The organism is Rossellomorea pakistanensis, from assembly GCF_016908495.1.
Classification (GTDB): Bacteria; Bacillota; Bacilli; order Bacillales; family Bacillaceae_B; genus Rossellomorea; species Rossellomorea pakistanensis.
Window position 1 is genome coordinate 701,493 of record NZ_JAFBDZ010000003.1, and the last position, 15,309, is coordinate 716,801.

General features: G+C 35.7%; 17 protein-coding genes. 14 read left to right on the forward strand and 3 right to left on the reverse strand.

Annotated elements, in window-relative coordinates:
* Nucleotides 1-57: 57 nt before the first annotated feature.
* Nucleotides 58-261, reverse strand: coding sequence for a Spo0E family sporulation regulatory protein-aspartic acid phosphatase (locus tag JOC86_RS17295; protein ID WP_239587651.1), 204 nt, complete (start codon nucleotides 259-261; stop codon nucleotides 58-60).
* A 304-nt stretch (nucleotides 262-565) separates the two neighbouring features.
* On the opposite strand from JOC86_RS17295, the gene JOC86_RS17300 reads away from it, so the two are divergent.
* The 4 genes from JOC86_RS17300 to JOC86_RS17315 all read left to right on the forward strand — a co-directional run bounded on the left by JOC86_RS17300 (nucleotide 566) and on the right by JOC86_RS17315 (nucleotide 3,475).
* Nucleotides 566-1,273, forward strand: a complete 708-nt coding sequence (locus JOC86_RS17300) for a cytochrome c biogenesis CcdA family protein (RefSeq protein WP_205174148.1) — start codon at nucleotides 566-568, stop codon at nucleotides 1,271-1,273.
* A gap of 145 nt (nucleotides 1,274-1,418) precedes the next feature.
* Entirely contained in the window at nucleotides 1,419-1,778 is a 360-nt protein-coding gene (locus tag JOC86_RS17305; protein ID WP_205174149.1) for a response regulator, read from the forward strand.
* Nucleotides 1,779-1,948: 170 nt separating this feature from the next.
* Nucleotides 1,949-2,437 (forward strand): CcdC family protein, encoded by a 489-nt coding sequence (locus JOC86_RS17310; protein WP_205174273.1) that lies wholly within the window; start codon nucleotides 1,949-1,951, stop codon nucleotides 2,435-2,437.
* Nucleotides 2,438-2,767: 330 nt separating this feature from the next.
* Nucleotides 2,768-3,475 carry a DUF459 domain-containing protein gene (locus tag JOC86_RS17315; RefSeq protein WP_205174150.1) on the forward strand — a complete coding sequence of 236 codons (708 nt, stop codon included), beginning with the start codon at nucleotides 2,768-2,770 and terminating at the stop codon, nucleotides 3,473-3,475.
* An 89-nt stretch (nucleotides 3,476-3,564) separates the two neighbouring features.
* Here JOC86_RS17315 and JOC86_RS17320 read toward each other — a convergent pair whose 3' ends face one another.
* Nucleotides 3,565-3,912 carry a DUF4260 domain-containing protein gene (locus JOC86_RS17320; RefSeq protein WP_205174151.1) on the reverse strand — a complete coding sequence of 116 codons (348 nt, stop codon included), beginning with the start codon at nucleotides 3,910-3,912 and terminating at the stop codon, nucleotides 3,565-3,567.
* Between the two features lie 323 nt (nucleotides 3,913-4,235).
* Between JOC86_RS17320 and JOC86_RS17325 the strand changes: the two genes are divergently transcribed.
* Nucleotides 4,236-4,955 (forward strand): protein-glutamine gamma-glutamyltransferase, encoded by a 720-nt coding sequence (locus JOC86_RS17325; RefSeq protein WP_205174152.1) that lies wholly within the window; start codon nucleotides 4,236-4,238, stop codon nucleotides 4,953-4,955.
* Between the two features lie 186 nt (nucleotides 4,956-5,141).
* On the opposite strand, the gene JOC86_RS17330 is transcribed toward JOC86_RS17325, so the two are convergent.
* Nucleotides 5,142-5,567, reverse strand: a complete 426-nt coding sequence (locus JOC86_RS17330; protein ID WP_205174153.1) for a DUF2621 domain-containing protein — start codon at nucleotides 5,565-5,567, stop codon at nucleotides 5,142-5,144.
* A gap of 199 nt (nucleotides 5,568-5,766) precedes the next feature.
* Between JOC86_RS17330 and JOC86_RS17335 the strand changes: the two genes are divergently transcribed.
* From JOC86_RS17335 to JOC86_RS17375, 9 genes are all read left to right on the forward strand, one after another.
* Nucleotides 5,767-7,095 carry an ATP-binding protein gene (locus JOC86_RS17335; protein ID WP_205174154.1) on the forward strand — a complete coding sequence of 443 codons (1,329 nt, stop codon included), beginning with the start codon at nucleotides 5,767-5,769 and terminating at the stop codon, nucleotides 7,093-7,095.
* A gap of 107 nt (nucleotides 7,096-7,202) precedes the next feature.
* Nucleotides 7,203-7,364, forward strand: coding sequence for a hypothetical protein (locus JOC86_RS17340; RefSeq protein WP_205174155.1), 162 nt, complete (start codon nucleotides 7,203-7,205; stop codon nucleotides 7,362-7,364).
* A gap of 100 nt (nucleotides 7,365-7,464) precedes the next feature.
* Complete coding sequence (locus tag JOC86_RS17345) at nucleotides 7,465-7,914, forward strand: GyrI-like domain-containing protein (protein ID WP_205174156.1); 450 nt, start codon at nucleotides 7,465-7,467, stop codon at nucleotides 7,912-7,914.
* A 297-nt stretch (nucleotides 7,915-8,211) separates the two neighbouring features.
* Nucleotides 8,212-9,285, forward strand: a complete 1,074-nt coding sequence (locus JOC86_RS17350; protein WP_205174157.1) for a putative 2-aminoethylphosphonate ABC transporter substrate-binding protein — start codon at nucleotides 8,212-8,214, stop codon at nucleotides 9,283-9,285.
* A 79-nt stretch (nucleotides 9,286-9,364) separates the two neighbouring features.
* Nucleotides 9,365-10,378 (forward strand): ATP-binding cassette domain-containing protein, encoded by a 1,014-nt coding sequence (locus JOC86_RS17355; protein ID WP_205174158.1) that lies wholly within the window; start codon nucleotides 9,365-9,367, stop codon nucleotides 10,376-10,378.
* On the forward strand, nucleotides 10,379-12,148 hold the full coding sequence (locus JOC86_RS17360) for a putative 2-aminoethylphosphonate ABC transporter permease subunit (protein WP_205174159.1): 1,770 nt from the start codon (nucleotides 10,379-10,381) through the stop codon (nucleotides 12,146-12,148).
* A 17-nt stretch (nucleotides 12,149-12,165) separates the two neighbouring features.
* Entirely contained in the window at nucleotides 12,166-12,969 is an 804-nt protein-coding gene (gene phnX, locus JOC86_RS17365) for a phosphonoacetaldehyde hydrolase (RefSeq protein WP_205174160.1), read from the forward strand.
* Between the two features lie 14 nt (nucleotides 12,970-12,983).
* Complete coding sequence (gene phnW / locus JOC86_RS17370; RefSeq protein WP_205174161.1) at nucleotides 12,984-14,096, forward strand: 2-aminoethylphosphonate--pyruvate transaminase; 1,113 nt, start codon at nucleotides 12,984-12,986, stop codon at nucleotides 14,094-14,096.
* Nucleotides 14,093-15,289: a saccharopine dehydrogenase family protein gene (locus JOC86_RS17375; RefSeq protein WP_205174162.1), complete on the forward strand. Its 1,197-nt coding sequence runs from the start codon at nucleotides 14,093-14,095 to the stop codon at nucleotides 15,287-15,289. Before phnW ends, JOC86_RS17375 begins: the two co-directional genes overlap by 4 nt.
* Nucleotides 15,290-15,309 lie beyond the last annotated feature (20 nt).

Genomic DNA, 15,309 nt, shown 5'->3' on the forward strand with positions numbered 1-15,309 from the left:
AGTAAAATAGAATTAAATCTAAAAACCACTTAGGATTCTATCTAAGTGGTTTCTTGTTTAAGCATGGGAATATTGAGAGCTACTGGTTTTTTTTATAAATCGCTGATTATAATGATTTAAGAGGTTATCTAGTTCTTGACTGTATTGAATCGCGAGTGGGGAATTTAATCCATTTGCAGCAACGATATCAATCAGTTGAGCGCGTTTATTTTCGATTTTATCTAAAAGCTCTTGTTTTGACACGGCTGTATGTCCTTTCATCTTGTATTTCGAGTCAAATAACATTATGTTCTTGGTACATGAATAAGATGATAACAAAATAATTCTATAAACTAACCGAAACATTTCTAGAAATAATTGTATTTGCTTTCTAATAGTATACCGAAATGGGCATGCATTTTCAAAAGAAATTAACAAGAATTTGAAAAAATAGAGATTTTGTGACAATAATATGTGCTGGTCACCATTAAATTTCCACAAAATCTTCACAACTAGTATAGGCATGAACAGTAAGTATGTCTGATAGAATAGATAGAGGTTATAAATTTTTGTAGGAGTTGTCAGTATGGATGTAAATCTATTTTTAGCGTTTGGAGCAGGTTTTCTTAGTTTTATATCGCCATGTGTGCTACCTTTATTTCCTGCGTTTCTTTCATATATAACGGGTATGTCAGTAAGTGATTTGAAAAATGAAAATGCCATGTTGCAAAAACGTAGTTTGTTACATACATTGTTCTTCCTTTTAGGCTTTTCGGTTATATTTATTGCGCTTGGCTTCGGAGGATCCTTTATTTTAGGAAAATTATTCTTGCAATACCAGGATTGGATTCGTCAATTTGGAGCCATTTTTATCGTGATTTTTGGACTTATTGTAGTTGGAATCTTTACTCCTGACTTTCTAATGAAAGAAAGAAAACTTGAATTTAAGAATCGTCCTTCTGGTTATTTTGGAACTTTTTTAATCGGGCTTGCTTTTGCAGCAGGCTGGACACCCTGTACGGGTCCAATATTAGGTGCTGTTTTTGCATTAGCTGGAACGAATCCAAGTTCAGGAGTTTTTTATATGATAGCTTACTGTCTAGGATTCTCTATTCCATTTTTCATCCTTTCATTTTTTGTTGGGAAAATGAGCTGGATTCGCAAACATAATGTGAAAATTGTAAAAGCCGGTGGTTTCCTTATGATTATTGTTGGTGTAATGCTATTTTTTAATTGGATGGAAATCCTTTATATTTTCTTTAGTAAATTATTCGGTGGATTCCAAGGCTTCTAAATTCCATATAGGAATAAAGGCATGTAATAGATTGAATTGTCAATCATTGTAATGATATATTTATAGTTGTTTAACGATTTAATTGGTATATATTGACGTTTATATAATTGTTTTTTATCCATTGCGTGATTGAGGAGGAGCGTCTTTGGCAACTGTATTAATTGTGGACGATACAAAGTTTATGAGAAAGACATTGATAAAAATGCTAGAGTCTAGTGAACATTGTGTAGTGGGGGAAGCTGAAAATGGACTTCAAGCTATTGAAAAATACGAGGAGCTAAGACCAGATATCGTCACAATGGATATTACGATGCCCGAAATGAATGGAATAGAAGCAGTGAAAAAAATCTTGAGTACTGATTCTAATGCTAAGATTATCATGTGCACAGCTATGGGCCAGCAAAAAATGGTGGTTGATGCTATTGAGGCAGGAGCAAAAGATTACCTCATTAAACCCTTTGATGTAGGGTGTGTTGTTGAAGCAATCAATCGAGCATTATGCTAGTGTGAAACAGACTTTCATATGATGGAAATTCTGTTTTTTTGGGGATTTTATAAAAATAATTGTAGGGAATCGTTTTTACTTTATTATATCTAAACAACTATTTTAGTTTTTATCAAAAATAAGCTATAATATAGGGCGACAAGAATAACAAAAGGATGATATCTATGTCTATGGCGATTGCTTCATCCATTATTGCGATTGGTATGGGATTTCTGGTTCTATTTATCCGAATGAAAGCCCAAAAGAAGCCTGTTTCTGCTAAAAAGATCATTTTGCCACCTATTTTTATGAGTTCTGGGGCATTGATGTTTTTTGTACCCATGTTCAGGGTAACCATTTGGGAATTATTAGAAGCATTGATTGTGGGAATGATTTTTTCTATTCTACTTATTAAAACTTCCCGTTTTGAAATTCGTGATAATGATATTTATTTAAAACGATCAAAAGCATTTGCTTTTATTCTAATAGGACTTCTTCTGATTCGGATTGCTGCAAAGTTAATCTTGAGTAGTTCAATTGATATTGGAGCCCTTAGCGGAATGTTCTGGATCTTAGCGTTTGGTATGATTGTACCTTGGAGAATTGCAATGTACCTTCAATATCGAAAGCTAGAAGCTAAACTTAAAGGTCCAATCACCCCCAACACAACACTAAACTAAGCAGAGGTTTACCCAAGGATAAAGGGAGAACCTCTGCTTTTCCTTTTATTGCATGATTACAAAAAACCAAAAAGGGAAAGAAAAAAACGACAGGGACGGTTCTAGAACGCACTAAAGCGTTAATCGACATGGGGACGGTTCTTGAACACACTAAAGCGTTAATCGACTTGGGGACGGTTCTCGAACGCACTAAAGCGTTAATCCACATGGGGACGGTTCTCGAAATTATTAACGCGTTAATCTAGTGGAGGACCGTCCCTGGGTGCGGTGAAGCGGTGGTACTGTAATGTGTTAATGAGGTGATGCTGTGTTGTTTTGGAGGGGTGTTTTTTGATTAGGAAAAGTGTTTTTGGTGGTATTGTATTGTTGATGGGGGTCTTCTTTTATTTAATGGTTGGTGATGAGTCACTTGGGAGTAAGAAGGTGAAAGAGGTTATTGCTCTAGGTGATTCTTTAACATACGGCTATGGAGATGCTTCTCATGAGGGATATACTGGAAAGCTGGAGGAAAAATTAAATCATAAATATAGAAATCGAATTTATGATATTCAAAACTATGGAATAATAGGACAAGAATCTTCACAGGTCATGCAACAATTGATAAAACCGTCTCTAAGCGAAGAGTTAAATGAAGCAGACTATTTTATCCTTTTTATCGGTACAAATGACCTCATAAACAGTAATGGCGGTGATTTAGCTCCTATTTATCACAATAAAATAATGAAATCAAAAAAAGAGTACCTCGAAAATTTAGAAGCTATCATTGATAATCTGGAAAGCTCAAACTATGATGCACCCATCCTTCTATTAGGTCTTTATAATCCCTATCCTCAAGGGGAAAAAATTGAGCAATATATTGACAATTGGAATCAGTCAATAAAAAAGATGGCTATAAAAAATTCGAGAATTGTCTATATTCCTATGAATGATGTATTTAAAGGAAAAGACAAAAAAGAGTATTTTTACGATTCACTTCATCCTAATAGAAAAGGATATGAACTCATTTCCAATAGGATTGAACAGAAATATCATTTTTAGTATTCTGAATGACTAATATAAAAGGGTCTGACACTTATAGCTTAGGTTTAGGCAGAAGACAGACCCTTATTTTTTCATGATTCAAATTATTAAACTCGTTGTATATGAGTATCCTTAAACGATGCGTCATATTTAAGACCATATCCGATAAAGCGATCGATGCTAATATGTGCAATCCAGATTAAGCCTAAGGAGAGTAAAGTTTGTGAATCAACTAGAAATCCAATAAGTAGGAATAAAACCGAAACAGAAAAGGTATGAAATAGGTTATATACCACCGCTCCAATTTTTCTATTGAATAAATAACCTAGCATTCCAATATCAGGGGTAAGAATCAAAAAGATAAATAACCACCAACTCCCCCCATTTAAAGAATAGAAATAGACAGCGGTAATAAAAAAGACTAGACCCTCTAAATGCAAAAGTACTTTAGGCAAAATAAATCACTCCACTATGATGGATTTTTATAAAAATTATATTTCTCAAATTACCAATGATCCTCGATAACATGGTAAAAGGGTGCTGGTTATTTGTTAAATGATATAAAGGGCTCTTCATCAGAATCTTAAGAACTATCCAACCTATTATCTAATGTATGTTCTATTCAATATTTTAAAATATAAGAGAGTAATAATCTAGAAGATATATAGTTGAATTTTATTACACAAAATAAGGTGTTTCCATTTTACTTTTTCTCATTCAATAAACAATCCATCCCTTCCTACATAGGCTATTGTAGATAATGAAGAAGGTGATGTGAATGATACAAATTCCATATGGAGTCATGAAGCCTAGTAGTAAAACCATTTCACCTCTACAACAGTCTATATACCAATCTCTAAAGGAAAGCCATGTTACGTACCATTATTTTACACAGAGGGAGATGTTGTTTGAACTTCAATTACGTGAAAATATAGTAAAAGCGGCTTTTCAACTGAATGAAAGCAAAGTCAATTTTTCAGGATTTGAAAATTCAACATTTAATAAAGAGTACTGGGAGAAGACTGAAGTAGGGTATCAATTAAAAAAAGGAAAAAAGCCGTCTGATGGAATTCGTGACGTTTTTATTAATAGTGATCAATATATATTCGAATGTGTTACAAGCATTGTCATTATTTATTATAAAGCTGTGCTTGAATCAATACAGGAGCATTATTTTAATTATCTGTTTTCACAGATGATTGTATGGGCTCACAACTACGATAAGGATTTAGGAATGTATAGCATTAAGAAAGTGGATCTTTTCCCAGGAGATGTTGTTTACTTTTACAATCCTGATTATGAAAAACCCATTTGGATGGGAGAGAACTGTGTTTATCTTGGGAATGATTTGTTCTATGGACACGGAATAGGAGTTGGGACGGCAGCTGAAATGATTGAAGCATTAAACTCACTGAGAAAATCTGAAGCGACGGAGTCGGCCTACTTGCTGCCACAAGTAACAAGACTTGATTTTAGGTATTTATCAAGGTTTGAATAAAAAAAGCCTGGAGCCTTGCAAATAAAAAGGTCCAGGCTTTTTTTATTGATTTTTTTTGGATTTCATTTTTTTATATAAAAAAATGGCAGCAACTACAAAAATCGTATAAAGAATAAGTGGTATGACCAATACAGCGCCCATAACATGTTCACCCTTTCAGAGCATGGTACAAAGTGAATAAACTTTTTAGAAGAGGTGCTCGTATGGAGCGACTTCTATTTTCATTTCATCAAGTTTCTTCCTTAGGAATTTATGATCTCTTTTAGGTGTTGCAAGGATATAGCCACGAATAATTAAATCTGTCGTGATGCTGCTTGCTTTTTCTTCAAGGGCCAATTCCCCAATCTTCCCTGCGATTTTTTGTTTGGCAACATCGCGGAAGAGTTCAGGTACAGGGGTGACGAGTTCATTTAACATTGCTTTTTCTGGACTCCCCCAAAGGTGTATTGTTTCATTGACGTAATGTTCTTCCCAATCTAGAACAGATTTTCCATCTTCTTTAGGCATTCTTTTCAGGAATTTTCTAAACATAAAAAATCCACCGATGGCAAAGGAAAAGATAAGAATAAAAACCCAAAATAGAATAAAGTATAAAAACCAGCCTTCTAACATGTTCTCACCTCAAAGGAAGCTATTTCTTCGCTATTCATTATAGACAAGCATTTAAGTGGTGACAAGCAATTGCTGTTGTAAAAAATCTATAACCGCATATTCCAATTTTATTTCGACATGTTATACTAAATTTAGATAATATTACAGAACTTTCGAAAAACTTTTCAAAGAATCGACATCATATTAAAAGGGTGACAGGATGAAACGCTATCAGGGAAGGTTTATTGGGATAAGTATAGTCATTATTTTTATTACGGTTTGGAATTTTATTTTCTATACTGTACTAAACAATCCGATTAATTGGACTGTTGACATTATCTATACGATTTTAATTTTACTAGTTGGGGCTTGGGTTGGTGGGTATTATGACCAGAATCTAATTAATTTAGCGAATTTAAAAGAAAGTGAAGAACGATATAAGAAACTTTCTGATGAGATGAGAATGGTATTAGAAAACATAGGGGATGTAGTCTTTCATTCAGATTCAAAAGGATACTTTTTATATTTAAATCCCGCATGGGAAAAATTTACCGGATATACACTGAAGGAAAGTCTTTATATGAACGGACTTCATTTTCTTCCACTTGAAGATCGCCATGATATTATCAAAAAGGTTAGAAAGGCAATTAGAGATAAAGCCGAGCATGCCCGATTTGAATTTGCATACAGAAAAAAACAAGGTGGACGTTTTTGGGGAGAAGTCCAAATGAAATTCTACTATGATCAATACGGTGAGCTCGAAGGCACTATTGGAACCATATCTGACGTCACTGAACGGATCTATGCAAAAGAAGAGTTGATTGAAATGAATGAAAATCTAGCGGTTCAATCTCAAAAGCTCTCGATTGCTGGTCAGCTAGCAGCTGGGATTGCCCATGAAGTCAGAAACCCATTAACAGCCATCAATGGCTTTTTACAACTCATTAAAAAAGACCAGAAAGAGAATCATCAGTATTTAGATATTATATTTTCTGAGATAAAAAGAATTGAACTCGTTTTAAGTGAATTACTGATATTAGCAAAGCCACAAGCCATCACCTTTAAAGAAAAAAATGTGATAGAAATATTGCATCAAGTTGTAACACTTCTTGAAACGAATGCCATTCTATATAATGTCGCCATACATAAACAATTTCAAGACGAACAAATACATATTCGCTGTGACGAAAACCAACTAAAACAAGTATTTATTAATCTTATAAAAAATGCCATAGAGGCGATGCCGCATGGAGGTAACATCTACATATCAGCTAAAACCAAAAACGGCTTTGCCGAGCTTTCTTTCAGGGATGATGGAGTAGGAATGAATAAAATGACGCTAAAGAAATTAGGTGAACCATTTTATACAACAAAAGATAAAGGTACTGGCTTAGGGCTTACGGTTTGCTTACGGATATTAAAAGATCACCACGGCTCAATAAACGTGGAAAGTGAGGAAGGAATTGGAACCGACTTTCAAATCGCTCTCCCATTAACAGAATCAAGAAAGGGTCAGACAAGGCGAATAAGGATGATAACCAATAGATAATAGAAAGTGATTTCTCTTAAGCGGGAAATCGCTTTCTTATTTTTCTAAGGCTGATTTCGTAAACATTGTTCTTATTTGAAAAAGAGTTAGTTGGTTGGAACGGGAGGATGCTCGTTTTCCGCATGGCGGACGGTGAGCCTCCTCGTCGTCTTGCTCTTGCTTTAGGTCTCACCTATCACGCTTCTCCTGCAGGAGTCTCACCTGCAGCGAAGACCAACCTTTTCACAAAGATTTATGTTCTTAAAAAACAACAATCCGTTAGAAAATAGCCATTACTAAAAAGAAGGAGAATGATGTCCTTGCCAAGAACTGATAACTGAAAACCGTTTTTTCTAAAAATATTAGCACTGCTATAAAGGAGAAAATGCTATGAAAATCATCACGTTAAAGGATAAAAAGTTAGTAGGATTCAGGGTGGTATGTGAAACACTTGAAGGCTATCAGCAAGAAATCCCGCTAGCATTAGAAAGGCTGACTCAACAAATTAAAGATATCAATCATGTGGTGAGTTCAAACATTATATATGGTATCTTTAAAGTGGAAGCATTACCGGAAGAGGATGGCTATTGGAAGTGTATAGAAGTTGAATCCTTCGAAAATATCCCAGTCGGCATGGATCATATTGTAATGAAGCAAGGACGATATGCTGCTTTAGACTATGATGGCACTCCACAAAGAATACAATTAGCTTATGAGTCGTTGCATCAATGGACTAGAAATAATAATCTGGAAAGAAACTTAAATGAATGGACAATTGAACGATACGAAAAAATAGAAAATAGTCGGATAGAATGCACGATATATGATCCAATAAAATAGTTGGATTTAAAAGAGAGTCTAACTGATAAAGGTGACCCAATAAAAAGTGTTTTGAACGTCAACTTACGTTTTTATATAGAAAGTCTTAAGGACTACTTCTATTTATCAATGATAGGTGGCTTCATGCATTCTTGGGTCACCTTTTTTGATATTCGACAAAAACCACAAGAAAACAACGAATTTACAACATCTTAATATTGTTTTAATTTGTACTTCATAAATATGATTTATGATTTGAATTGTTAAAACAAACAAATTAAAAACAAAACCACAAAAAACAATAAGGGAGTGTGTAAAATGAAAAAACATATCAAAAAATGGATGATGCTGGTAATGTCAGTTATTTTATTATCTGCATGTGGTCAAGAATCTTCAAATGGAAGTTCATCTGAAGGTGACCATTCATTATCTGGAGAACTAACCGTTTACACGGCAATTGAAGAGGAACTAATTCCAGAATACTTAAAGTCCTTTGAAGAACAATATCCAGAAATAGAGCTGAATATTGTTCGTGATTCCACAGGGATCATCACAGCTAAATTATTATCTGAGGGTGAAAATACCAATGCTGATGTTGTATGGGGGTTAGCGGCTTCAAGTCTATTAGCACTTGATGAAAAAGACATGCTGGCAGAATATACTCCTAAAGGTAGTGAAAGAATACAAGATTTGTATAAAGATTCCAAAGAACCTACGAAATGGACAGGTAATACGGCTTTTATGACGGGAATCGTAGTGAATAAAACAGAATTAAAAAAGAACAATCTTCCAATTCCAAAAACATATAAGGATTTATTAAAGCCAGAGTATAAAGACATGATTGTTATGCCGCATCCTGCATCTTCTGGCACTGGGTTTTTAACGACTTCCGCATGGCTACAAATGATGGGAGAGGAAAAAGGCTGGAGCTACATGGAAGATTTACATGACAATGTTGCAACATATACTCATTCTGGTTCAAAACCAGCAAAATTAGCAGCTGCTGGTGAGTATCCAATTGGTATTTCCTTAGTCTATAGCGGTGTGCAACAAAAGCAAGAAGGAGCACCAGTAGAGGTCATCCTTCCTGAAGAAGGTCTCGGGTGGGATGTTGAAGCAAATGCATTGATTAAAAAAGAAGGAAATGAAAAAGAAAAATTAGCAAAAGCTTTTCTTGATTGGGCTATTACTGATGATGTAATGAAAAAATATTATGATGCAAATGGATTTTCAACAATGGAGAACGATTTTGCTAGGCCAAAAGAATTTCCAAAAGGTGTAGAAGAAAAAATGTATAAAGAAAATGATTTGAATTGGGCAGCTGAGAACCGGGATGACATTCTTAAGGAATGGGAGTCTAAATTTGGAACAAAAGCAGAGCCTAAAGAATAGTGTTCTACGGTTAATGGGGGAGCCCCCTACTCCCCTGTTAGCGATGATTATATGAAATTATTAGAGAGGATGAAAGTCATTGTCTCAACCATTCCTATCGATTCAAAATATAAGTAAAAATTTTGGCCATTTTAACGCGCTGAATCAAATTAATTTTGATATTAATAAAAATGAGTTTGTCTGTTTACTAGGTCCGAGTGGATGTGGGAAAACAACCTTACTTAGAATAATTGCAGGCTTAGAAGAACCTAATAATGGTTCCATTCTTTTAGAAGGGAAGGATTTAACTTCATTGCCACCTTCACAAAGGGATTTCGGAATCGTGTTTCAGTCCTATGCATTATTTCCGAATTTAACAGCTTACCAGAACATTGAATATGGATTGAAAAATCGCAAGGTTCGTAGTAAAGAGAGAAATGAAAGAGTCTTAGAAGCTTTAAAGCTAGTTGATTTAGTGGAAATCAAAAATAAATACCCAGGACAGTTATCTGGCGGACAGCAGCAACGGGTGGCGTTGGCAAGGGCAGTCGCGCTTTCACCAAAGTTCTTATTACTGGATGAACCTTTGTCTGCCTTAGATGCAAAAGTAAGAGAAAAGCTTCGTTACGAAATCCGTTCGATTCAAGAAACGTTGGGAATCACAACGATAATGGTCACCCATGATCAGGAAGAAGCTCTAACAATGGCCGACAAAATTATCGTTATGAATAATGCAGAGGTCATACAAGTGGGTACTCCAGAAGAAATTTATGATCAACCGAAATCACCATTTGTAGCTGATTTCATCGGATCCATTAATATGTGGAATACGGAAAGGGGAAAATCTCAAACCTTTGCCATTCGACCAGAACATATTGAAATCAGTAAAGAAGGAGGCTTGCTTTCTGAAGTTGAACACATTGAGTTTCGCGGTGCATTCTATCGTTTGAAATTAATGGTAAGAGAGGCCGATTCACCATTAAAAGACGAAATCGTAAAAGTGGATTTATCCGCTCAGATGATTGACAATCATCAATTAAAAAAGGGAGATTTAATCAACATAAACCTTCCCGAAAATCAAGTATTAACCTATAAAGAACAGGTGGTAGTATAAATGGAATTGGTTCGTCGTTTCTTTCCCTCCTTTGAGATTACGGCAAAAAAAGTAAAACAAAAAAGTGGAAGGAATGAGCGGTTACAATCTCTCATGATCCTGTTTATCATTCTCTCCTTTTTAGTTAGCCTAGTAATTCCTTTAGGGTTTTTGTTTTCACAAACTTTATATAATAAAGCGGGAGAATTTGTAGGAATCCAAAATTTTGTAGAGTATTTTGCAACCTCTTCATTAGTCTCTTCCTTGCAAAATACAGTATTCATTTCAACGATGACAATGGTCATTTCTGTTGGACTAGCATTTATCTATGCCTATTGCTTAACGAGGACGAAAATCGCAGGAAAAACATTATTCAGATATGTTGGACTGCTACCACTTTTTGCACCTACAATGATGCATGGGATTGCCTTGATGTATTTATTTGGAAATCAAGGCCTTATTACGAAAGGGTTTTTTGGAGCCATTCCTGGATGGGAAATCGATTTGTATGGTCCAATTGGTATTATTATTGCAGAGACCATCTATACGTTTCCTCAAGCCTTTCTAATCTTATATATCACATTACAGCATACAGACTACCGGCTGTATGAGGCTGCTGATACTTTAGGAACTAGTAAAATAAAGCAATTACTTTCTATTACTCTTCCTAGTGCAAAATATGGTGTTATTAGCTCTATGTTTATTGTTTTTACACTTAGCTTTACGGACTATGGAGCTCCTAAGGTTGTAGGCGGCCAGTATAATGTATTGGCAACGGATATATACCAACAAGTGGTAGGCCAACAAAATCTGTCAATGGGGGCTACAGTAGGGGTTATTCTAATGCTTCCAGCTCTCTTAGCCTTTGTCGTAGATCAAATCACTCAGAAGAAACAGGCTTCATATGTGTCAGCAAAATCAATTCCATACAAATTGACTACTAATCGTTTAAGAGATGCATTTGCCTTCCTTTACTGTTCTGTACTCACACTCATTGTATTAATGATTTTTATGGCAGTGATTGTAGCAGCAAGTGTAAAGGTATGGCCCTACAACTTAAGTTTCACATGGGAACATTTCATGTTTTCAAGTATGACGGGAGATGGATTATCAGCGTATAAAAATAGTTTAATTGCCTCAAGCTTAACTGCGGTTATAGGAACGATCCTAACCTTTTTATTTGCTTATTCTATTGAAAAAATCCGCAAACATTATGGCGTAAGGAAAATCGGCTATCTATTATCGATTATTCCTTTAGCCATTCCTGGTTTAGTAATTGGTATCAGTTATGTGTTTTTCTTTAGCAAACCAGAAGTTAGTATATTTGGACTGACGATCTCAAATCCGTTTCATTTCTTGTACGGAACCATAGCCATCATTGTAGTTGCAAACATTTTACATTTCTATTCAGTAGCCTTTGTCACAGCTACGACTTCATTGAAAAAATTAGATAAAGAGTTCGAACTAGCTTCAGAATCGATGGGAGTTCCATTTTATAAGACATTTTTTAGAGTGACAGTTCCAATGTGTTTGCCAGCCATTTTAGAGATGGCGATGTTTTATTTTGTAAATTCGATGGTTACGATCTCAGCTGTAGTTTTTCTTTATACGGCAGATTTTAAACTAGCCGCAATTTCGATTGTAAACATGGATGACGCAGGTAATCTTGCATCAGCAGCAAGTATGAGTGTTCTCATTGTCATAACGAATATCGTAGTGAGAGTACTGTATGAATGGGCTGTAAAAGGGTTGACCAAACGAAACGAAAAGTGGAAATCAACAAAAGGATAAGAAAGGTGGAATTTGCTATGAACAAAATTGAAGGAGTTATTTTCGATTGGGCAGGAACAACGGTTGATTACGGGTGTTTTGCTCCACTGCATGTTTTTTTGAAGGTATTTGAAGAAAAAGGAGTTTCGATCACTTTTAAGGAAGCACGTGAACCAATGGGTTTATTAAAGATCGATCATATCCGTGCGATTACCAAAATGCCAAGAGTACGGAAGGAATGGATCACCGTTCATGGAAATGAACCTGAAGAACAAGATATTCAAGCTATGTATAGCAACTTTGAAAAAACATTATTTGCTAGTTTAGCAGATTATACGACACCGATTCCTGGAGTATTAAATGTTGTTAAACAATTAAGGGAACGAAATATCAAGATAGGATCGACAACAGGTTATACACGAGAAATGATGGACATTGTTAAAAAGCATGCAAAAGAAAATGGCTATTCACCGGATTTCCTTGCAACTGCTGATGATGTTAAGCAGGGCAGACCGTTTCCTTGGATGTGTTATTACAATGCTATGGAGTTGGGAATTTATCCGATGAACCGCATGATGAAAATCGGAGACACCACGACAGATATGAAGGAAGGACGAAATGCAGGAATGTGGACGGTTGGCGTAGTCCTTGGGAGTAGTACTCTTGGCTTATCAGAAGAAGAGGTGACCCAGTTAGAAGATAGTGTCCTTAAAGAGAAAATGAAGGCTGCTCGACTAGAACTTCTGGAAGCTGGAGCCCATTATGTGATTGATTCAATTAGTGAATTAATGGGATTGATCGATTTAATTGAAAATAAAAAGGAAACATTACATCATTCATAAGGAGATGTGCCCAAATGAATAATCCATATTTATTACTAACTCCAGGCCCATTAAGTACATCTGACACAGTAAGGTCTGTTATGCAGAAAGATTGGTGTACATGGGATGATGAATATCTACAGCTTGTTCAAACGATCCGTAAGAAATTAGTGGTTTTGGCGACACATCAACATATTGATTACACCGCTGTCCTTATGCAAGGAAGTGGAACGTTTACAGTGGAGTCTGTCATTGGAAGTGTAATACCGAAAGAGAAAGGAAAACTTCTCGTTGCCACAAATGGAGCATATGGTACTAGAATTGTAAAGATTGCTAGTATGTTGAATATTCCGGTGGTTACTCTTCAGAAAAACGAAAATGAATTGATAACTCCTATTGATGTAGAAAATGTACTCTTAGAAAACCCGGATATCACACATGTAGCTGTCGTTCACTGCGAGACGACAACGGGTATTCTTAATCCTGTAGAGAAAATCTGTCATATTGCCAAAAACCATGGGAAAGTAACAATAGTTGATGCAATGAGCAGCTTTGGCGGTATAGAAATCGACGTACACGAATGGCATATCGACTTTCTCATCAGTAGTGCTAATAAGTGTATACAGGGTGTACCAGGCTTTGGGTTTGTAATTGCAAAAAAAGAAGAAATAGAATCTTGTAAGGGTCACGCGCGATCGCTATCACTAGATCTATACGATCAGTGGAATACGATGGAGGAGTTCTATGGAAAGTGGCGTTTTACCTCTCCTACACATACTGTCCGTGCCTTCTACCAAGCCCTTTTAGAACTGGAAAAGGAAGGTGGAATCCAGGAGAGGAATCATCGTTACAAAGAAAATCAGACGCTGCTGGTAGACGAAATGAAAAAGATGGGATTCCAAGCTTTTATCGATCATCATCATCAATCACCGATTATTACATCGTTTTTGTATCCAGATAAAGAATTTAACTTTCCGAGCTTTTATCAATATTTAAAGGAAAAAGGATTTGTGATTTATCCTGGGAAAGTGTCAGAAGTTCAGACGTTTAGAATTGGAAATATAGGAGAAGTATATCCAGACGATATAAAGAAATTGGTTGATAGTATTAAAGAATTTTCTACAAAGAAAGGAACGATTACTTTATGAAAGTCTTTTGTCTAGGCGGAGCAGGAAAGATCGCAAGAGAAGCAGTTTTAGATTTAGTACAATACTCAAAGTTTGAGAAAATTACCATCGCTGATTACAACGAGGAAGAAGGAAAACGTGTTGTAGAATGGTTGAATGACCCAAGAGTTGATTTTGTAAAAGTAAATGTTCATAACCATGATGATACAGTAGCAAAGATGAAGGGCTACGATATCGTTATGGATGGCACAACGATAGCCCTTAATGGAAAAACTACTGCGTGTATCGCAGAAGCTGGTTGTCACGGGATTAATTTAAATGGATTCGGGGAAGAAGATCCTTACCATGAAATATTTGTAGAAAAAGAGAAAACCTGTTTACCTGGATTTGGAATGACACCTGGTTTAACACAGTTAATGGCCATGCATGCCGCTAATCAATTAGATACAGTGGAAAGTGTAAGAGTAAGTCATGGCTCTTATCGACCTATCGCATTCTCTAAATCTATAACAGAAACGACAACATACGAGTATGATCCAGAATTGCCAGGAAGAGTCGTTTATGAAAATGGCGAGTTTATTCAAGTACCCCCATTTGCACGTCCAAAAGAAATAAAATTGCCAGAACCATACGGGACAGGGACACAATATATTATCCCTCATGCCGAAACGAAAACACTTGCAAAAGCGTTAGAGTCGAAGAATGTTCAATTAATTGAAGTCAGAGGCACTTGGCCAGAACAAAATATGAAATTAGTCAGAGCTTTATACGAATATGGTATTTTAAGGAATGAATCGATTAAGATAAATGATCAAGAAGTAGGAATTATGGATTGTATTGCCGAATATTTATCTCAATCAAAAGAAGGAACAGAAACAAAACTATATGGCTACGCTTTGCATATAGAAGTGATTGGCATGAAAGATCGCGATAAAGTAAAGCATGTCTTAACACACACACACCCAACTTCAGATGGATCGGTAGAAGGCTGGGAAGGTTTACGGGCCTATACAAGAAATGTAGCTATTCCTTTTGCGATAGCAACGGGAATGATTGCTGAAGGATTGGTACATGAGAAGGGAATCATTACACCAGAGGAAGCTTTCAAAAGCCCATCTCTATTTTTTGAAGAATTAGAAAAACGTGGTATCTTTGTACATAAAGAAATGGAATTTATAAATGTTCCTGCAAAAGTAAATTCCAATTCAAAATGAAATTTAAGAAAAATCGTTCG